The sequence below is a fragment of the Methyloversatilis discipulorum genome, from assembly GCF_000385375.1.
Taxonomy (GTDB): Bacteria; Pseudomonadota; Gammaproteobacteria; order Burkholderiales; family Rhodocyclaceae; genus Methyloversatilis; species Methyloversatilis discipulorum_A.
In genome coordinates, this window is record NZ_ARVV01000001.1 from 3108871 (window position 1) to 3128301 (window position 19431).

General features: G+C 67.2%; 19 protein-coding genes. 3 read left to right on the top strand and 16 right to left on the bottom strand.

The window, feature by feature from the left end:
- Positions 1–82 precede the first annotated feature (82 nt).
- From METRZ18153_RS0114565 to METRZ18153_RS0114575, 3 genes are all read left to right on the top strand, one after another.
- Entirely contained in the window at positions 83–997 is a 915-nt protein-coding gene (locus METRZ18153_RS0114565; RefSeq protein ID WP_020165419.1) for a LysR family transcriptional regulator, read from the top strand.
- Positions 998–1136: 139 nt separating this feature from the next.
- A complete protein-coding gene (locus tag METRZ18153_RS0114570) occupies positions 1137–1553 on the top strand; it encodes a hypothetical protein (RefSeq protein ID WP_020165420.1) in 417 nt (138 codons plus the stop codon).
- Between the two features lie 10 nt (positions 1554–1563).
- Complete coding sequence (locus tag METRZ18153_RS0114575; protein WP_020165421.1) at positions 1564–2247, top strand: YMGG-like glycine zipper-containing protein; 684 nt, start codon at positions 1564–1566, stop codon at positions 2245–2247.
- A gap of 86 nt (positions 2248–2333) precedes the next feature.
- Here the strand turns inward: METRZ18153_RS0114575 and METRZ18153_RS0114580 are convergent, their stop codons facing one another.
- The 16 genes from METRZ18153_RS0114580 to asd all read right to left on the bottom strand — a co-directional run bounded on the left by METRZ18153_RS0114580 (position 2334) and on the right by asd (position 19413).
- The gene (locus METRZ18153_RS0114580) at positions 2334–2927 is read right to left on the bottom strand and encodes a discoidin domain-containing protein (RefSeq protein WP_020165422.1); all 594 of its coding nucleotides are present in this window, start codon (positions 2925–2927) and stop codon (positions 2334–2336) included.
- Between the two features lie 134 nt (positions 2928–3061).
- Entirely contained in the window at positions 3062–3586 is a 525-nt protein-coding gene (ispF, locus tag METRZ18153_RS0114585) for a 2-C-methyl-D-erythritol 2,4-cyclodiphosphate synthase (protein WP_020165423.1), read from the bottom strand.
- Complete coding sequence (gene ispD, locus METRZ18153_RS0114590; protein WP_020165424.1) at positions 3583–4278, bottom strand: 2-C-methyl-D-erythritol 4-phosphate cytidylyltransferase; 696 nt, start codon at positions 4276–4278, stop codon at positions 3583–3585. The genes ispF and ispD overlap by 4 nt, the downstream gene beginning before the upstream one ends.
- A gap of 188 nt (positions 4279–4466) precedes the next feature.
- Entirely contained in the window at positions 4467–5675 is a 1209-nt protein-coding gene (locus tag METRZ18153_RS0114595; protein WP_020165425.1) for an O-succinylhomoserine sulfhydrylase, read from the bottom strand.
- A gap of 257 nt (positions 5676–5932) precedes the next feature.
- The gene (gene purF / locus METRZ18153_RS0114600) at positions 5933–7462 is read right to left on the bottom strand and encodes an amidophosphoribosyltransferase (protein WP_020165426.1); all 1530 of its coding nucleotides are present in this window, start codon (positions 7460–7462) and stop codon (positions 5933–5935) included.
- A 5-nt stretch (positions 7463–7467) separates the two neighbouring features.
- On the bottom strand, positions 7468–7962 hold the full coding sequence (locus METRZ18153_RS0114605) for a CvpA family protein (RefSeq protein WP_020165427.1): 495 nt from the start codon (positions 7960–7962) through the stop codon (positions 7468–7470).
- The gene (locus METRZ18153_RS0114610) at positions 7959–8654 is read right to left on the bottom strand and encodes an SPOR domain-containing protein (RefSeq protein WP_020165428.1); all 696 of its coding nucleotides are present in this window, start codon (positions 8652–8654) and stop codon (positions 7959–7961) included. Before METRZ18153_RS0114610 ends, METRZ18153_RS0114605 begins: the two co-directional genes overlap by 4 nt.
- Positions 8655–8680: 26 nt before the next feature.
- On the bottom strand, positions 8681–10000 hold the full coding sequence (gene folC, locus METRZ18153_RS0114615; RefSeq protein ID WP_020165429.1) for a bifunctional tetrahydrofolate synthase/dihydrofolate synthase: 1320 nt from the start codon (positions 9998–10000) through the stop codon (positions 8681–8683).
- 55 nt (positions 10001–10055) lie between these two features.
- Positions 10056–10925 carry an acetyl-CoA carboxylase, carboxyltransferase subunit beta gene (gene accD / locus METRZ18153_RS0114620; protein ID WP_020165430.1) on the bottom strand — a complete coding sequence of 290 codons (870 nt, stop codon included), beginning with the start codon at positions 10923–10925 and terminating at the stop codon, positions 10056–10058.
- Positions 10922–11734 (bottom strand): tryptophan synthase subunit alpha, encoded by an 813-nt coding sequence (gene trpA, locus METRZ18153_RS0114625; RefSeq protein WP_020165431.1) that lies wholly within the window; start codon positions 11732–11734, stop codon positions 10922–10924. Before trpA ends, accD begins: the two co-directional genes overlap by 4 nt.
- A gap of 64 nt (positions 11735–11798) precedes the next feature.
- Positions 11799–13031 carry a tryptophan synthase subunit beta gene (gene trpB, locus METRZ18153_RS0114630; protein ID WP_020165432.1) on the bottom strand — a complete coding sequence of 411 codons (1233 nt, stop codon included), beginning with the start codon at positions 13029–13031 and terminating at the stop codon, positions 11799–11801.
- The gene (locus METRZ18153_RS0114635) at positions 13006–13620 is read right to left on the bottom strand and encodes a phosphoribosylanthranilate isomerase (protein WP_020165433.1); all 615 of its coding nucleotides are present in this window, start codon (positions 13618–13620) and stop codon (positions 13006–13008) included. The genes trpB and METRZ18153_RS0114635 overlap by 26 nt, the downstream gene beginning before the upstream one ends.
- Positions 13621–13658: 38 nt before the next feature.
- On the bottom strand, positions 13659–14453 hold the full coding sequence (gene truA / locus METRZ18153_RS0114640) for a tRNA pseudouridine(38-40) synthase TruA (RefSeq protein WP_020165434.1): 795 nt from the start codon (positions 14451–14453) through the stop codon (positions 13659–13661).
- Between the two features lie 4 nt (positions 14454–14457).
- The gene (locus tag METRZ18153_RS0114645) at positions 14458–15090 is read right to left on the bottom strand and encodes a hypothetical protein (protein ID WP_020165435.1); all 633 of its coding nucleotides are present in this window, start codon (positions 15088–15090) and stop codon (positions 14458–14460) included.
- A 181-nt stretch (positions 15091–15271) separates the two neighbouring features.
- A complete protein-coding gene (locus METRZ18153_RS0114650) occupies positions 15272–18157 on the bottom strand; it encodes a FimV/HubP family polar landmark protein (protein ID WP_020165436.1) in 2886 nt (961 codons plus the stop codon).
- A gap of 140 nt (positions 18158–18297) precedes the next feature.
- Entirely contained in the window at positions 18298–19413 is a 1116-nt protein-coding gene (asd, locus tag METRZ18153_RS0114655) for an aspartate-semialdehyde dehydrogenase (RefSeq protein ID WP_020165437.1), read from the bottom strand.
- Positions 19414–19431 lie beyond the last annotated feature (18 nt).

Here is a 19431-nt window from a genome sequence, read left to right on the forward strand (position 1 = left end):
TAGCATTGGCATCGATGATGTGGCGCAGCAAACGTTCTGTAAAATACAATGAAAAGAATATTTCGTTCTTTTAATCAGAACAATGAATCTCGAACAGCTCAACTTCCATCACCTGCTCTACTTCTGGCGCGTCGCCCGGACCGGCCACCTGACGCGCGCGGCACAGGAACTGCACGTGTCGCAGTCGGCACTGTCGGCGCAGATCCGGCAGCTCGAAGAGCGCCTCGGCGAGCCGCTGTTCGAGCGCAGTGGACGAAGTCTGATACTTACTCACACCGGGCAGATGGTGATGTCCTACGCCGAGGACATCTTCGGACTGGGGCAGGAAATGCTGGGCCGGCTGCAGGGCCGCGCCGACGGGATGATCCGGCTGCGAGTCGGCAGCGTCGCCACGCTGTCGCGCAACTACCAGGAGAACTGGATACGGCCGCTGCTGACCGATCCGACGGTCGTGCTGACGCTGGAATCGGGCCAGATCGACGGCCTGATCGACCGGCTGCTCACACATCAGCTCGACGTCGTGCTGGCCAACGAAGCGGTCGCTGCCGACGCGAACCGCCCGCTCCACTGCCGCTTCCTCGGCAGCCAGGAAATCTGTCTGGTCGGCCCCGCCGCCCGCGGCCGGACCAAGGCGATGCGCCTGCCGGACGATCTCGACGGCGTCGACGTCGCGCTGCCCGGTCCGCGCCACGCGCTGCGCGCGCAGTTCGACGCCCTGTGCATGTCGGCCGGCGTCCGCCCTCGCCTGCGCGCCGAGGTCGACGACATGGCCATGCTGCGCCTGATCGCCCGCGACAGCGGCTGGCTCACCGTGCTGCCCGAGGTGGTGGTGCAGGACGAACTGCGCACCGGCGTCCTGGTGATGCTGGGCCGCTCGGCCGAACTGCGGGAGCACTTCTACGCCATCACGACCGCCCACCGTCACCGCATCGCGCGGCTGGAAAGCCTGCTCGCGGGGTCCAGCCCACCGCCGGAACAACCGACGGGCGGCCGGTGAAGCCAGCCGCGCCGTCATCCATTACCATTCTGTTGCAACTGCAACACGCCGCAACGGCTGTCGCACAGACGATTGACACGGCGGCGCGATGATCCGCAATGCACCGTACCGTCTCGCGGTGCCGGAAAGGTGATCGATCATGAATTCGCAGAGAGCAGCGGCCGCCGCACTGGCACTCGGACTGCTCGCGACCAGCAACGCGTGGGCGGACCGCGGCCACCGCCACGGGCATCGTCACGGACGCACCCACGTCGACATCGGCGTGGGCTTTGTCTTCGGGTCGGGCCATTACCGCCCCTGGTACGGCCCGTCACCCTTCTACTATCCCCCGCCCTACTACTACGGTCCGGCCTACTATCCGCCGGTGGTGATCGAGCGCGCGCCGCCGGTCTATGTCGAACGCGATCCGCAGCCGGTCGCCCCGGCGCCTTCGATGTCGCCGCCCCCGCCGCCGCCGAGCACCTGGTACTACTGCGCATCGGTCAACGGCTACTACCCTTACGTCACGGAATGTCCGGAAGGCTGGCAGAGCGTGGCGGCGCAGCCGCCGCGATGAGGTGCGCGCGATGAGGAAGTTTCAACATGCAGCGCTTGCCGCACTGACGCTCACCCTGCTCGCCGGCTGCGCGACGACGCCCAGCGGTCCGAGCGTGATGGCACTGCCGGGCACTGGCAAGAGCTTCGACCAGTTCCGTCACGACGATGCGCTGTGCCGCGAATACGCGCGCGAACAGACCGGTGGCACCGACGCCAGCGAAGCCGCCCGCGACGCCGGCGTGCGCAGCGCAGCAGTCGGTACCGCGGTCGGCGCCGCTGCCGGTGCGTTGATCGGAGGTCGTGAAGGTGCCGGCGTCGGAGCCGGCACCGGCCTGATCATGGGCGGCGCCATCGGCAGCGAAGCGGCACAGAGTTCGGCCCGCGGTACGCAGCGCAGCTATGACCAGGCCTACATCCAGTGCATGTACGCCAAGGGCCAGCGCGTGCCGACCTCCGGCCGCTTCGCCGACCGCGGCACCGGCTCGCCGGCGCCCGCACCTGCGCCAGCCCTGCCGGGACGGGCGAATGCGCCCTATCCGCCGCCACCGCCGGGCCATCAGCCGCCCGCGGCGTCGGCACCGCCCACTGCCGCGCAGTCCGGGCGCGGTAACTGGTACTACTGCGCGTCGGCGCGCGAGTACTACCCCTATGTCAGAACCTGCCGGGAAGGATGGCAGGTGGTGGAGGCCAGTCCGCCGCCAGCCGCTCGCTGACGGCGTTCAGGCGGCACGACGCTGTGCGCCCGCGATAACGAAAAAGGCCGGCTGAAAGCCGGCCTTTTCAATGCGCGCCGAAGACCTTAACGACGGCGTGCGGCAAAACCGACCAGCGCAAGACCGGCCAGCATCAGCGCATAGGCTTCCGGCTCCGGCACGACGGCCACGCCGCTGAAGCTCATTTCCGATACCGAGTAGGCGCCGTCGCCACCCATGGCGTAGATGCGCGCATAGCGGGCGGCCACCGACGGGAAGTCGATGGTGGCCTGGTATTCGGCGTTGCCGGCAACGCTGGAAATGATTTCGCTGCCGAAATTGGATTGACCTTCGAAAGCGAGGTTGGTGAACAGCGTGTTCCAGTTCAGGCCGTCGGTCGACACCTGCACCTGGTAGAAGTCATTGTGATCGACGCCGAGCAGCACGTCGGTCAGCGTGTAGAGCTGGCCGAAATCGAGCGTGAAGGTGGCGCCGGATGCGCCTTCCTGGCCCGACCAGGATACGGCGTCGACGGTGTAGAGCGTCAGCTCGGGTGCGACGTAACCATCGGCGAGGATGGACAGGTCGACGCCGTCGATCGAGTAGCTGCCGGTGGCGGAGGCGTTGGTCGGCGTGATCGGGGCGGCAGCCCAGGCGGAAGATGCGGCCAGCAGGGAGGCGGCGACAAGCAGGGACTTCATCGGGATGTCCTTATCGGTGAATTGCGTCGGCCACCTTGAAGCAAGACACGCACCACGCGAACAAGCCATTGATTCGAATCGGATTCATCACACGTCCGGCGCCCTGATGTCAAAACCGCCGACATCGGTGGCGCTCAGCCCATGGCGGGTTCGGGCGGCCGCACCAGCATCGCCACTGCCTGGGCCGCGATGCCTTCGCCGCGACCGGTGTAGCCCAGCTTTTCCGAGGTCTTGCCCTTCACGTTCACCGCATGCGGCGGAATGCCGCAGTCGGCCGCGATATGGGCCACCATCTGCGCGGCGTGCGGCGTGATCTTCGGGCGCTCGCAGATGACGGTGGCGTCGATGTTGCCGATCAGCCAGCCGGTGCCCTGCACCTTCTTCACCGCCTCGCGCAGCAGCACCCGGCTGTCGGCGCCGGCATAGGCGGCGTCCGTGTCCGGAAACAGGCGGCCGATGTCACCCAGACCGGCCGCGCCGAGCAGTGCATCGGTGATGGCGTGCAGCAGAACGTCGGCGTCGGAATGACCGAGCAGGCCTTTTTCGTGCGGAATGTCGACACCGCCGATGATGCATCTGCGGCCTTCGACCAGCTTGTGCACGTCGAAGCCCTGGCCGATGCGGAAGGGCAGCGGCGATGCGCCGAGCAGCGGATTCATGCGGCGTTCCCCCGTGTCTGCAGGATCAGTTCGGCCAGCTTCATGTCTTCCGGCCAGGTCACTTTCAGATTGGCCGCGCCAGCGGCAACCAGGCGCGGCTTCAGGCCGACGGCTTCGATGGCCGACGCTTCGTCGGTCACGTCGTTGCAGCGGTCGAGTGCGTCGTGCAGCGTGGCCAGCCGGAACATCTGCGGCGTCTGTGCCTGCCACATCGCGTCGCGCGGCACCGTCGCCTCGACCCGGTCGGTGGCGTCGGCACGCTTCAGCGTGTCGGCCACCTTCTGCGCCAGCAGGCCGCCGACCGGGTCGTCAGCCAGCGTGTCGATCAGCGTATCCAGCATGTCCGCGGACAGACAGGGGCGCGCCGCGTCATGCACCAGCACCCAGTCGTCCGGCCGCGCCCAGCCAGCGATTTCCCACAGTCCGTTGCGCACCGACACCGCGCGGCTCGGTCCGCCGCAATGCACCGGCATCAGCTTGGGTCCGAGCGCGGACCAGTCGAAGCCCTGCCAGTACAGATCCTCCGGCGCCAGCACGACCACCACGCGGTCGATGCGCGGGTGGGCGCACAGCGTCGCCAGCGCGTGGCGAATCAGCGGCTGGCCGGCCAGCGGCAGATACTGCTTCGGCATCTGCGCGCCGAAACGGCTGCCGCTGCCAGCGGCCGGGACCAGAGCGATGTGGCGCGGCATAGGGACTCAACTCCTGCACTGACGCGTTTCGAAGCCGCTCGCCGCCCGCCGGGGTGAGGCAGGGGTTTCGCAGCGCATGCGCTGCGCCTGGCGAACGGACCGGCTGTGCAAAGCCGGTCCCCGTAAGACAAGCCTTGCAGCGCGATGCGCCGCACCTGACCCATGCAGACACAGTGAGCGTGGGGGCATCACGCCAGCCAGCGACAGAGATCGCGCTTCATGTCGTCGACCGACTCCAGCCCGATGGCCAGCCGGATCAGGCTGTCGCGGATACCCGAGGCGTCGCGCGCGTCCTGCGAAATGCGGCCGTGCGTGGTCGTCGCCGGGTGGGTGATGGTGGTCTTGGTGTCGCCGAGGTTGGCGGTGATCGACAGCATGCGGGTCGAGTCGATCAGCTTCCACGCCTCTTCGCGACCGCCCTTCACCTCGAAAGCCACCACCGCGCCGCCGGTCTTCTGCTGGCGCATCGCGATCTCGTGCTGCGGGTGCGACGGCAGGCCGGGGTAGAACACGCGCGCCACCCAGGGCTGAGCCTCCAGCCAGCGCGCCAGTTCGAGCGCATTGGCCGACTGCGCCTGCATGCGTATCGACAGCGTTTCCAGCCCCTTCAGGATGACCCAGGCGTTGAACGGCGACAGCGTCGGCCCGGCGGTGCGCAGGAAGCGCAGCACCTCGTCCATTTCCGCCTTGCGGCCGCACACCGCGCCACCGAGCACGCGGCCCTGACCGTCGAGATACTTGGTCGCCGAGTGGATGACGATGTCGGCACCGAGTTCGATCGGCTTCTGCAGCGCCGGCGAACAGAAGCAGTTGTCGACCGCCAGCAGCGCGCCGGCCGCGTGCGCGACCTGGGCCACCGCGGCGATATCGATCACTTCGGTCAGCGGGTTGGACGGCGTCTCGATGAAGAAGAGCTTGGTATTCGGCTGCACCGCGGCGCGGTAGGCCGCGATATTGGTCGCCTCGACCAAGGTGGTACTGACACCGAACTTCTCGAAATAGGTCGCGAACAGTTGCTGGGTCGAACCGAAGATGCCGCGCGACGCGATGATGTGGTCGCCGCTCTTCAGCAGCGCCATCAGCGTCGACAGGATGGCCGACATGCCGGAACTGGTGGCGATGCAGGCTTCCGCGCCTTCGAGCGCGGCCAGGCGATCCTGGAACATCGTGACCGTCGGGTTGGTGAAGCGGGCGTAGACATTGCCCGGCGCATTGCCGGAAAAGCGGGCGGCGGCCTCGGCCGCGGTGTCGAACACGAAGCTCGAGGTCAGGAACAGGGCTTCGCCGTGTTCGCCGAACTGGCTGCGCTCTATGCCGGCGCGCACGGCGACGGTTTCGGGGTCGTACTGCGCCGGGTCGAAGGGCGCGCGGTCTGTGCTGCTCATGATGTGCTCCATCCAGCCTCATGGCCGGTCATGCGGAAGTTCGAAAACAAAGCGCGAGGCGGGAACGGAGCACGCAAAAACAAAAAACCCGTTCCGCCTCGGAGGCAAAACGGGTTTCCGCAGATACGTTCGTTTCGCCGCTTTAGCCGTATTTGTCCGGGGCCGCCCTCTTTCGACGACGGCCCCGCGCGCCCGCAAGCTGGATTCAAATCGGCGCGTAGTCGGGACATTAGCGCCCGGCCGCTGCAGACGTCAAGCGCCTGCAGCCATCAGGCGTTCTCTTCCGACGCCACCAGGTTCAGGTCGAGCTGGCCGCCGTCCTCGTCCGTCTGCTTGGGCGCTCCCTTGCGCTGGCTCTCGACGCCGTCGAGATAGGCAGCGGTCACGTCGCCGGTGATGTAGCAGCCGTCGAAGCAGGACGTCTCGAACTGGTCGATCGACGGATTGCAGGCGGTGATCGAGGCCTTCAGCATGTCCAGCGTCTGGTAGATCAGTTCGTCGGCGCCGATGGCTTCGCGGATTTCGTCGTCGGTGCGGTTGGAGGCGATCAGTTCGTCGCGGGTCGGCATGTCGATGCCGTAGACGTTGGCGAAACGGACCGGGGGAGCGGCCGAAGCGAAGTACACCTTGCGCGCGCCGGCTTCACGCGCCATCAGCACGATTTCCTGGCTGGTGGTGCCGCGCACGATGGAATCATCGACCAGCAGTACGTTCTTGCCCTTGAATTCCTGGGTGATCGCATTGAGCTTCTGGCGTACCGACTTACGACGCACCGCCTGCCCCGGCATGATGAAGGTGCGACCGATGTAGCGGTTCTTCACGAAACCTTCGCGGTAGGGCACGTTCAGCACGCGCGCCAGTTCCATCGCCGACGGGCGGCTGGAATCGGGAATCGGGATGACGGCGTCGATCTGCAGGTCGGCGTGATCGCGCTGGATCTTCTGCGCGAGGAACTCGCCCATCTTGACCCGCGACTCGTACACCGACACGCCGTCCATCAGCGAATCGGGCCGCGCCAGATAGACGTACTCGAACAGACAGGGCGCGTAGTTCGGACGCTCGGCGCACTGCTGCGTCCTGATCGCGCCTTCCGGCGAAACGAGCACTGCCTCACCCGGTGCGATGTCGCGCAGCAGCTTGAAGCCCAGCGTGTCGAGAGCGACGCTTTCCGACGCCACCAGCCATTCGGTGCCGTTGGCGGTCTCATGGTTGCCGATCACCAGCGGACGGATGCCGTAAGGGTCGCGGAAAGCGAGCAGGCCGAAGCCGGCAATCATCGCCACCACCGCGTAGGCACCGCGGCAGCGGCGGTGCACGCCGGCCACCGCGCGGAAGATGGTTTCGTGGTCGAAGGTCGGGCGCTCGCGCAGCGCCTGCATCATTTCGTGCGCCAGCACGTTGAGCAGTACTTCCGAATCGCTGGTGGTGTTGATGTGCCGCAGGTCGGTGCGGAACATGTCCAGCTTCAGCTCTTCGGAATTGGTCAGGTTGCCGTTGTGCGCCAGCATGATGCCGAACGGCGAATTCACATAGAAGGGCTGCGCCTCGGCCGCGTTGTAGGCAGAACCGGCGGTCGGGTAGCGCACGTGGGCGATGCCCCAGTTGCCCTGCAGATTGCGCATGTTGCGCGTGCGGAAGGCGTCGCGCACCAGGCCCGAGCCCTTGTGCATGTGGAACTTCGGCCCCTGCGCGGTGGCGATGCCCGCCGCGTCCTGGCCTCGGTGCTGCAGCACGAGCAGACCGTCGTACAGCAGCTGGTTAACGGGAGAGGTGGCTACGACGCCGAGTATTCCGCACATGATGGTCAGGCCTTAAAACGAATCTTTTTCGCCACGGATTCCGGCAGCCAGGGCTTCAACGCAATGGCTGCCGTCTCGAGTGGTGGCGTCAGCGCGGCCGACTTCCACCAGGGCTGCTCAGGTGCCGGGGTGTAGGCCGCGCCGACGACGAGGAGCATCAGTATAAGTCCCGCGCGCGCAAGCCCGAACAGCCCGCCCAGCACACGGTCCGGAATGTCCAGACCGGTGGCATGAATCAGCGAACGCATGAGCCAGCGCAGCACGCCGCACAGCAGCAGTACGGCTATGAAGGTGAGGGCGAAACCGGCGACTGCAAGCAGGCCGGGGTCGGAAATGAGGCCGGTCAGCAACTGGGCGGCGTCGCCGCCAAACTGACGGGCGGCGATGAAGGCGAGCACCCAGGCCGCCAGCGCGATCACTTCGCTCACCAGTCCGCGCATCAGCCCGATCGCCGTGGAGAAGACCACGATGCCGATCAGGCCGTAATCCAGAATCGTCATGAACGCGGCGCGATCATCGACCGCATGCCGGCCGCTTCGAGCTTGCGCTGCGCTGCCTCGGCAGCGGTGCGGCTGGAGAAGGGGCCGACCTTGACGCGGGTACGCGTCTGGCCGTCGGCCAGTTTCACGTCCTCGGTAAAGCTGGCAAAGCCCAGTTCCTTGGCACGCGAGCGCAGCTTGGCCACATTGGCGGCGTCGCTGAACACGCCGAGCTGCAGTGCAAAAGCGGTGCCCTGGCCGTCGAGCAGGGCGGCCGCACGTGCGGCTTCGGTCGGCGTCGGTTCGGGCTTCGCTGCCGGTTTGACCGGCTCCGGCTTCGCTTCCGGTTTGGGCGTGGGCTTGGCGGCTTCGGCCGGCGGCGGCTTCGGCGCTTCGGGCTTCACCACCGGCGCCGGTTTGGGCGCGTCGTTCCGGCTGGCCGGCAGCGGCTCGGAATCGGGCGGTGCCGGCGGCGGCGCCGGTTCAGCCGTATCGGCATCGGGCTGCGCGTCGCGCGCCGGTGACGCCAGCGGTGGTGCGGCGTCACGCGTAGGGATGCGGACCGCGATGTCCTGCGCCGGCGGGCGCGGCTCGTGGTCCATCACGATGGGCAGCACGATGGCCGCGGTCAGTGCCAGCGCGATCGCGCCGAGAAGACGGCGGCGCGCACGCTTGCGAAGATCGGTCTGCAGATCTGAATCGGTGGAAGCCACTTCGGGGCGAGTCCTGCGGGTGGGGATCAGCCCTTGGCGGGCGGTGTGGCGGCGTCCGGCAGCGGCGGCCGCGGCGACTGCGCGTACTCGCGCATCACTTCGGCCACGGTCAGGAAGGATCCGAAAACCACGATTCTATCATCGCCCCCCACGCGCTCCCGGGTCGCCTGCCAGGCCTCGACCGGCGACGCAAAGCAATCGACCGAGCCGGCGATGCCGCGTTCCGCGATCATCGCGGCGATGTCCGAGGCCGGAGTACCGCGCGGGCCGCCCAGATCGCACAGCATCCAGTGGTCGATGCGCCCCTTCAGGCGGTCGAGCACGCCGGCGATGTCCTTGTCGCGCAACATGCCCATCACCGCCCAGGTTTCCGGGTAGAAACCCATGCTGGACAGGTTCTCGTTCAGCACCGACGCGGCGTGCGGGTTGTGCGCGACGTCGAAGATGACCGCCGGCCGTCCGGGCATGACCTGGAAGCGACCGGGCAGTTCGACGGTCGCCAGGCCGAGGCGGATGTCGCCGACGGTGACCGGCAGCCGGTCCGACATCGAATCGAGCGCCGTGATGACGGCCGACGCGTTCAGCAGCTGGTTGGCGCCGCGCAGCGCCGGATAGCCCAGACCGCCGCGCTTGACCAGGCGGCCGGGGTCGCGCCGCCAGTAGCCCCATTGCTGACGGTCACCGCCAAAACCGAAGTCACGGCCGGAAATCTTCAGCACGGCGCCGATGGATTCGGCGTAGTCGATCACGGTCTGCGGCGGCACCGGGTCGCCGACGATGGCCGGGCGACCGGCGCGGAAGATGCCCGCCTTTTCGCGGCCGATCAGTTCGCGCGTATCGCCGAGGTATTCCATGTGGTCCAGATCGACGCTGGTGACGATGGCGCAGTCGGCGTCGAAGGCATTGACCGCGTCGAGCCGGCCGCCGAGACCGACTTCCAATACGATGGCGTCGAGATTGGCACGCTCGAACACCTGCCAGGCGCCCAGCGTGCCGAACTCGAAATAGGTCAGCGCGATGTCGCCACGCGCCCGCTCGACTTCAGCGAAGCCCTGGCAGAGCGCTTCGTCACTGGCCGGTTCACCGTTGATGCGCACGCGCTCGTTGTAAGCCAGCAGGTGCGGCGAGGTATAGGTGCCGACGCGGTAGCCGGCGCAACGCAGGATGCGCTCCAGCATGGCGCAGGTCGAACCCTTGCCATTGGTGCCACCGACGATGAACACCGGCACCTTTTGCACCACGCCGAGCGCCTTCTTGACGCTGAGCACGCGATCCAGTCCGAGCTGGATCACCTTCGGGTGCAGGCTTTCGAGATGCTGCAGCCACTCGGGCAGGGTCGAATACATGAATGGGCTGGGCAGGCCGGAATCTGGGCGGACGCGGATATTAGGCGAAGCCGGCTCAGCTCGCCAGCGCTGGCATGCGCTGCAGTGCCGCCAGCAGCCCGGCGATGCGGTCCGGCATCTCGCGGCGGTCGACGATCATGTCGACGGCGCCCTTCTCCAGCAGAAACTCGGCGCGCTGGAAACCTTCCGGCAGCTTCTCGCGTACCGTCTGCTCGATCACGCGCGGGCCGGCGAAGCCGATCAGTGCGCCCGGCTCGGCGATCACCACGTCGCCCATGAAGGCGAAGCTGGCGGACACACCGCCCATGGTCGGATCGGTCAGCACCGAAATGAAAGGCAGGCGGTTCTGCGACAGCTGGGTCAGCGCGGCCGTGGTCTTGGCCATCTGCATCAGCGAGAACAGGCCTTCCTGCATGCGCGCACCGCCGCTGGCGGCGATGCAGACGAAGGGCAGACGCTGCTCGACCGCCAGACGCACGCCGCGCACGAAGCGCTCGCCGACGACGGAACCCATCGAGCCGCCGAGAAATTCGAATTCGAAACACGCCACGACCACCGGCACCGTCTTGATGGCGCCCTGCATGACGACCAGTGCGTCGCCCTCGCCGGTGTCGTCGGCCGCCGCGTTCAGGCGGTCGGCGTAGCGCTTGCTGTCGCGGAACTTCAGCGGATCGACCGGCATCACCTCGTTGCCGATCTCGAACCTGCCTTCGCGGTCGAGCAGGCCGTCGAGACGTGCCCGGGCGCGCATGCGCGAGTGGTGATTGCACTTCGGGCAGACGTTCTGGTTGGCGGCCAGATCGGCGGTGTACAGCACGGCCTCACAGGCCGGGCATTTCGACCACAGCCCCTCGGGCACCGACTTGCGGCCGGCGGCCTCGCTGCGGTTGATCTTCGGGGGGAGAAGTTTCTGCAACCAGCTCATGCCGTGACCTCCTGGCTGTCCATCGCCTGACGGATGCTGCCCACCAGCGCCTTGACGCGCGGCAGAACCTGGTCCGCCGGGCTGCCTTCGATTTCCTCGATGATGCGGCTGCCGATGACCACACCGTCCGCCACCGCCGAGAGAGCCTTTGCCGACGCGCCGTCGCGGATGCCGAAGCCCACGCCCACCGGCATGCCGACCGACTTGCGGATGGCCGGAATGCGCTTCGCGACCTCGCTCACGTCGATGTGACCGGCACCGGTCACGCCCTTCAGCGACACGTAATAGATGTAGCCGCTGCCGATCTCGCCCACCGCCTGGATGCGCTTCTCGGTCGATGTCGGCGCAACCAGGAAGATCACGTCCAGACCCAGCGTACGTATCTTGGCGGCAAAGTCGTGCGACTCCTCGGGCGGATAGTCGACCACCAGCACGCCGTCGGCACCCGCTTTCGCAGCCGCCTCGGCAAAGGCGTCCACACCCATCGCCTCGATCGGGTTCGCATAACCCATCAGCACCACCGGCGTACTTGCGTTGGTGGTGCGGAACTCGGCCACCGCCGCGATCACGTTGCGCAGCGACACCTTCTTCAGCAGCGCGCGCTCGGACGAGCGCTGGATGGTCGGGCCGTCCGCCATCGGGTCGGAAAACGGCACGCCGAGCTCGATGATGTCGGCGCCGGCATCGACCAGCGTGTGCATCAGCGGCACGGTCAGCGAAAGATCGGGATCACCCGCGGTGATGAAGGGAATCAGCGCCTTGCGGCCGGCCGATTCGAGTGCGGACAGGGTGGAAGCGATTCGGGACATGTATTGAAACCGCCGGCCGGACCGCTTGCGCGCCCCGACCGGCAACAGGTTGATCGGGAACGCGTCAGAACTTGATGCCGGATTTCTCGGCCACGGTGTGCATGTCCTTGTCGCCACGACCGGACAGGTTCACCAGGAGGGCGGCGTCCTTCGGCATCGTGGCGGCAAGCTTCATCGCGTAGGCGATCGCGTGCGACGACTCCAGCGCCGGAATGATGCCTTCGGTGCGGCACATGCGATGGAAGGCTTCGAGCGCCTCGTCGTCGTTGATGGTGACGTACTCGGCGCGGCCGGTGTCCTTCAGCCATGCGTGCTCGGGGCCTACACCGGGGTAATCCAGACCGGCCGACACCGAATGCGTTTCGATGATCTGGCCGTTCTCGTCCTGCAGCAGATAGGTGCGGTTGCCGTGCAGCACGCCCGGGCGACCGGCGGTGAGCGAGGCCGAGTGCTGGCCGCTGGCCAGACCGTGGCCGCCCGCCTCGACGCCGATCAGGCGCACGTCCGGGTAGGGAATGTAGGGATAGAAGATGCCCATCGCGTTGGAGCCGCCGCCAACGCAGGCGATCACGGCGTCCGGTTGACGCTGGATCATTTCCGGCATCTGCCACAGGCACTCTTCGCCGATGATCTTCTGGAAGTCGCGCACCATCATCGGGTAGGGATGCGGGCCGGCGACCGTGCCGATGATGTAGAAGGTGTTGGCGACATTGGTGACCCAGTCGCGCATCGCCTCGTTCAGCGCGTCCTTCAGCGTCTTCGAGCCGCATTCGACCGGCACCACGGTGGCGCCCAGCAGCTTCATCCGGTAGACATTGGCGGCCTGACGCTTCACGTCCTCGCTGCCCATGTAGACCACGCACTCCATACCCAGGCGGGCGGCGATGGTCGCGGTGGCGACGCCGTGCTGACCGGCACCGGTTTCGGCGATCACGCGCGGCTTGCCCATGTGCTTGGCCACCATGGCCTGGCCGATCACGTTGTTGATCTTGTGCGCGCCGGTGTGGTTCAGGTCTTCGCGCTTGAGGTAGATCTGCGCGCCGCCGCAGTGATCGGACAGGCGGCGGGCGTGATAGACCGGGCTCGGGCGTCCGACGTAGTGCTTCAGCTCGTATTCGTACTCGGCGCGGAAGGCCGGATCGTCTTTCAGCTTGTCGTACTCGACGCGCAGTTCGTCGAGCGCGGCGATCAGGGTTTCGGCGACGAACACGCCACCGTAAGGACCGAAATGACCCAGAGCGTCCGGATAGTTGTAGGCCGAGGCAGACACCTCAGCCGGCAGATCTTGCTTCCCCATGCTCCACTCCTGATATGAACGCCGCCACTCTGGCGACGTCCTTGATGCCCTTGGCCGATTCCACGCCACTGCTCACATCGACCGCTGCCGGCCGGATGTTGCGCACTGCCTCGGCCACGTTGTCCGGATCGAGACCGCCGGACAGGATGAGCGGCATCGGCAGCGACGGCGGGATGAGGCTCCAGTCAAAGCGCTTTCCCGAACCGCCCCATGCTTCCGACCAGGCGTCGAGCAGCAATGCCCGCGCGCCGCGGAAACGGTCTGCGCATTCTAGCAAATCCGTTTCCGGCCTCACCCGGACTGCTTTGATGTAAGGCAGGCCGAAGCGTTCGCAGTATTCAGCGCTTTCGTCACCATGGAACTGCAGCAGATCGAGTGCGGCCTCGCGAGCCGCCCGCTCGACCGCGCCCGCGTCTTCATTGACGAACAGGCCTACGCGGGCGACGAAGGGCGGCACACGGCGCGCCAGTTCGGCCGCCCGCGCGACCGTCACCGCGCGCGGGCTCGGCGGGTAGAGCACGAAGCCGACGGCGTCCACGCCCAGCGCCAGCGCGCCGTCCAGATCGGCTTCGCGGGTGAAGCCGCACACCTTGATGCGAGTCCTGCGCACGTTGATTTCCCGTTGATTCAGTCAGTCGGGCCGACCGGCGGCAGGCGGAACAGGCCGTCTGCCGGCAGACCCCAATGCGCATCGTAGCCGACACCGACCAGATAGAGGCCGGCGGCGGCAAAGGTCGGCGCGGCCAGCCGGCGGTCGCGTTGCGCCAGCAATGACGGCATCCAGTCCGGTTCGCGCCGGCCGCAGCCGATCTCGACCAGCGCACCGACGATGTTGCGCACCATGTGGTGGAGGAAGGCATTGGCGCTCAGATCGAAGGTGATCCAGTCACCGCGGCGCCGGACATCGAGTGCCGTCATCGTGCGCACCGGGCTCTTCGCCTGGCATTCGGACGAGCGGAAGGCGGAAAAGTCGTGCTCGCCGACCAGCGCAATCGCGGCCTCGGCCATGCGCGCCGCGTCCAGCGGGCGGTGGAACCAGCCAGCCAGCGAGGCGGCGATCGCCGGCCGCACCGGGCTGTTGTAGAGACAGTAGCGGTAGCTGCGTGCATGCGCCGAAAAACGCGCGTTGAAATCGTCGGCCACCGGCTGCGCCCATCGCACCGCGACGCCCTTTGGCAGCAGCGCGTTGCAGCCGCGTACCCACGCCGTTTCCGGCCGCTCGACGGCGGTATCGAAATGCACGACCTGGGCCGTCGCATGCACGCCGGTATCGGTGCGGCCGGAGGCCTGCACACGCACCGGGTGGGCGGCGATGGCACCGAGTGCCGCTTCCAGCGCGTCCTGCACGGTCGGCCCGACCGGCTGCGACTGCCAGCCGCGAAAGCCCGAGCCGTCGTACTCGACCCCGAGTGCAATCCTCATCGGCTCACCCCAGTTTCACCCAGGTGACGCAGGCAGCCAGCGCCAGCGCAATGGCCAGCGCGTCCGCAGCACGCAGCGGCGCACAGGGCTCGACTGGCAGCGGCGCCTGTTCGGCCTCCGGCGGGCGCAGCCAGCTGCGCCAGGCGCCGCGCGCTGGCGGCTGTTCCAGGTCGCGCAGCACCAGTTGCAGGCGCAGCGCGAAGGTGTCCGGCCCCGGGCGTTCGGACGACAGCGGATGCAGCAGCCGGTGCATCGCACCGGCCAATTGCGGCAGCGTCATGCGTTCGAGCAGCACGGCCACGCAGGCGGCCATTGCCGCGAGATGCAGCGCGGCCTGCGCAGCGGCGCGAAGACCTTCGATGGTCGGCCCGGCGGTGAAGTCGTCGATCAGCAGACGCCCGGGCGTACCGAGCGAAAAGGTGACGGCGATGGCGATGAAGAGCCAGCGCAGGCGACGAAGCAGATGGAGTGCGCGGCGCGGCGCGAGCAGGCTCGCGGCGAGCAGGCTGCACGTCACCCAGATCCCGTGACGGGGCGATGCGGTGCCCTGCCCGGCCAGCAGCCACACCAGCCAGATGGCGAGCAGCGTGGCACCGTGCAGCGACAGGAACTTCGCCGCCGGAACGCGCAGCGGCATCGGAGGCCTATGCATGGACACCGTCGATGAAGAGAGGGCGCCGAGCATACCGCGCCCCGCGGCGGCTGCGCATCAGCGTGAGCGACGCCATACGTGCGTGAAATGAAAAAGCCGGCGCGAGGCCGGCTTTCCGCGACGAAAGGCCGGCGGAACGCAGCGCGTCCCGGCCCGGCACTCCGGATCAGGCGAGACGGCTGAGCATGTCGTTAGCCTGCGCCTGCTGTTCGGCCGTGCCTTCACGCACGACCTCCTGCAGCAATTCGCGCGCACCTTCCTTGTCGCCCATCTCTTCGTAGGCGCGTGCCAGTTCTAGCTTGGTTTCCGCTTCCTCGGCCGCGGTCTGCGGCGGCTCCTCGCCGCCCAGCATGTCTTCCGGATTGATCACCGTCGACACCGCCGACGGCGGCAGCTCGTCGGCCGGCGGCGCCGCTTCGGCCAAGGCCTTGCCGGCATCGCCCACCACGTCGGTCGCGAGCGTAGAGGGGTCGGAGCCGAGGTCGAGATTGATGTCCGACAGGTCGATCACCGGCTCGGCAGGCTGCGCCGGAACCGGCGCGTCGGCCGCGTCGAAGTTGAAATCGATCAGGTTGCCGATGTCGGTGCGTTCGAGATCGACCACCGCTGCAGCGTCCTCACTCCCCTCTGCCGCCGGTTCGCTCGGCAGGGACAGATCGAGATCGAAGGCGGGCGCATCCTGCTGGGCCAGCGTCTCTGCGGTGTCGGCGACGTTCTTCTCCAGCACCAGCGTGCTCACGTCTTCGCCTTCCGGCTTGTCCGCCGTGAAGTCGAGGCCGAGATCGAAGTCCAGCGAGGATTCGCCTTCGGATTCCTCGCCCGGCTTGGTCAGCGTGGTCGCCACGCCGACGGTCGGCGGCGGCGCTGCCGGCTCCGCCGGCGGCACATCGAGATCGAAGTCGAGGCCGGCATCGGCCGGCGATGCCGGCACGTCGACATCGAGATCGGTCAGCACCGGCGGCGCATCCAGTGCTACGGTTGCCTGATTTTCGTCCGGCGCGTCGCCCGACACCAGCTGGCCGATGTCGCCCGGCAAAGTCCAGGTATCGCGCATCTTGTCGGCACCGGCGACGACCACCGTGGCGGCCATCGCCGCCTGTGCATCGCTGGCCTGCTCGGCTTCCGGCGAACCGCCATAGAGCGGATTCGTCGGATCGACCGCACGACCCATCTGCGCGGCTTTCTCCCAGTCGGCGCCCTTGCCGCCGGTCTGCGCGTACAGCTCGGTAGCCAGCGTTTCGAACTGCTTCACAGACTTGCGCTGCGCGTAGATCTCGAGCAGCTTCAGGTGAATGGCGTGCCGGCTGGGCTCACTCTTCAGCGCTTCGAGCAGGATTTCCTCGGCCTGCGCATCGCGGCCATAGGCCATGTAGACGTCGGCCTCGGCAACCGGGTCGACGCCCTCATCGGCATCGATCGACGACAGCGACGACTGGCTGAAATCGGTCTGGATGGAGCTGGCGCTGGTATCGACGCTCTGGCCACCGCCGGTCGCGCCGATGATGGAGGTCGACGCTGGCACCGCTTCCATGCCGGCCGTGGTCGACGGCGGCGACACATCGGGCGCGGGCGCCTTGGCCTTGTACTTGCGGTAGCCGAGATAGCCGAGCAGCAGCACGAGAATGCCACCCAGGCCGGCGAGCGTACCCGGATCGGACAGCAAGCCCGGTTCCTCTATAGCCGCTTCCGGTTCTTGGTCGGTCGCCGCCGGCGGTGCGGCCGGCGTTTCCTTCGGCGCCTCGGCAGCGGGGGCCGGGGTCGGAGCAGGCTCGGTCTTCGGCGCCTCGGCGGCGGGCTTCTCGTCCGCCAGCGCGATCAGGTCGGGAACAGGCTTGTCCTCCGCCTTCTCAGCGGGAGCTTCCGGCTTCTTGCTGTCGGCGCCGGCAATCAGGTCGGGCACCGGCTTCTCTTCGGCCTTCGGTGCCGGCGCAGGTGCAAGTGCAGGTGCCGGTGCGGGCGCTGCCGCAGGCGGCGTCGCCGCCTTCTGCTGCGCTTCGGCCATCGGCGTGCTCTTCAGCTCCACCATCTTCTGCAATTCACGAACGTTGCGCTCGAGGTCGGCCAGACGGCTGTTGGCGTCCTTCAGCGCACGATCCTTGGCGATCACTTCCTCTTCGAGCGCGCTGATCTTGCCGGTGTCGGCAGCGGACTTCGACACCCGGACCTGGTCGGAGGCGGCAGCAGCGGCCGGCGCCTTGTCTTCGACACGCGCCTCGATCTTGCCGCCGGAACTGCGGCCACCGGCATCGGCGGCCGACGACGGGGTCGCGACGCTGCCGGCCAGGCGGGCTCGGTAGGCTGCGAAATCTGCGGTCTGAGCGGCAACGATGCTGCGCGCCTCCTGCGGCGACACGGCTTCGGCGGCCGACTGATCGGGAATGCTGAGAATGCGGCCAGCGCGCAGGCGGTTCATGTTGCCGCCGTCGAATGCGTCCGGATTGGCGCGCACCAGTGCAACCAGCATCTGGTCGAGACTGACGCCGGACGGTGCGTTTTCGGTGGCGATACGGCGCAGCGTGTCGCCACGGCGCACTTCATACGTGCCGTCCGCCGCCGGTGCGCGAGCCGGTGCAGCGGCCGGCGCGGCAGCAACCGCCCGTGGAGCGCTGCTGCCCGGTACGGCCACCGGTTCGACCGGCGCCGGGCGCGGCATGTCGGCCGGATCAAGCAGGAAGGTGTATTCGCGGACGAGTCGACCGGAAGCCCAGTTCAACTCGATCAGCATGTCGAGGTAGGGCTCGTTGACCACGCGGTCGCTGGTCACCACCAGCACCGGCCGGCTGCCGCGCTTGTCGACGGCGATCCGGACACCGGCGAGGCTGGACGCAAACTCGACGCCGGCCTGCTTGAAGGCGCTCGGCGAGGCGAGTTTGGCGGACATCGAGGAAAGTTCGTCTGCGGTGGCGGCGAGTTCGACTTCGGCGCGCAGCGGCTGGCCGATTGCAGACTGGACGGTGAGTTTGCCGAGACCGGCTGCCCCGACGGACAGCGGCAACGCCGACAGCAGCGCGGTCAGCAGGCGGATCGAATGTTTTTTATCGCTATGACGCACCGCGTTTTCCTCGCGCGCTAAAACCCAAATCTCAAAATAACATCATGGTCTTAGCCCTGCAAGCTAAACAGTCGCTTTATGTTGCGAAACTGTCTGTTACGACACGCTGCTTGCGGTGAAGCAGCGTGTCGGGTGCTACATCAGGCTTCGACCAGGATACGCAGCATGCGGCGCAGCGGTTCCGCCGCCCCCCACAGCAGCTGGTCGCCGCAGGTGAAGGCACCGAGATAGTCCGGCCCCATGTTGAGCTTGCGTACGCGACCGACCGGAATGGTCAGCGAACCGCTGACCGCTGCCGGCGTCAGGTCGCGCATGCTGTCCTCGCGATGGTTGGGCACGAACTTCACCCAGGCGTTGGCTTCGCGGATCATGCTTTCGATCTCGTCCAACGGCACATTGCGCTTCAACTTGATGGTGAGCGCCTGCGAATGGCAGCGCATCGCGCCAACACGGACACAGATGCCGTCGATCGGCGTGAGCTCGGCGCCGCTGCGGCCGAGGATCTTGTTGGTTTCGGCCTGGCCCTTCCACTCTTCCTTGCTCTGGCCGCTGTCCAGTTCCTTGTCGATATAGGGGATCAGCGAGCCGGCCAGCGGAACACCGAAGTTCGCCTTCGGGAAGTCCGCGCTGCGCAGGCTGTCGGTCACCGCGCGATCGATGTCGAGAATGGCCGACGCGTTGTCCTTCAGCATCGGTGCCGCCACGTTGTGCAAGGTGCCCATCTGGCTCAGCAGTTCGCGCATGTTCTGCGCACCCGCGCCCGACGCCGCCTGGTAGGTCATGGCGCTCATCCACTCGACCAGACCGGCCGAGAACAGCGCGCCGACGCCCATCAGCATCAGGCTGACCGTGCAGTTGCCGCCGATGTAGTCCTTCACGCCGCGCGCCAGACCGTCCTTGATTACGCCCATGTTGACCGGGTCGAGGATGATGATGGCGTCGTCCTTCATGCGCAGGGCGGAGGCGGCGTCGATCCAGTAGCCCTTCCAGCCGGCGGCGCGCAGCTTCGGATACACCTCGTTGGTGTAGTCGCCGCCCTGGCAGGTGATGATGGCGTCCATCTTCGCCAGCTGGGCGACGTCGGTCGCATCCAGCAGCGGCGCGCTGCCCTGCCCCACGTCCGGGCCGGCAGCGCCGACGCTGGAGGTCGTGAAGAACACCGGTTCGACCAGTGCGAAATCGTTTTCCTCGCGCATGCGCTGCATGAGCACCGAGCCCACCATGCCGCGCCAACCCACCATACCGAGCTTCAACATGTCCGTTTCCTTGTCCGT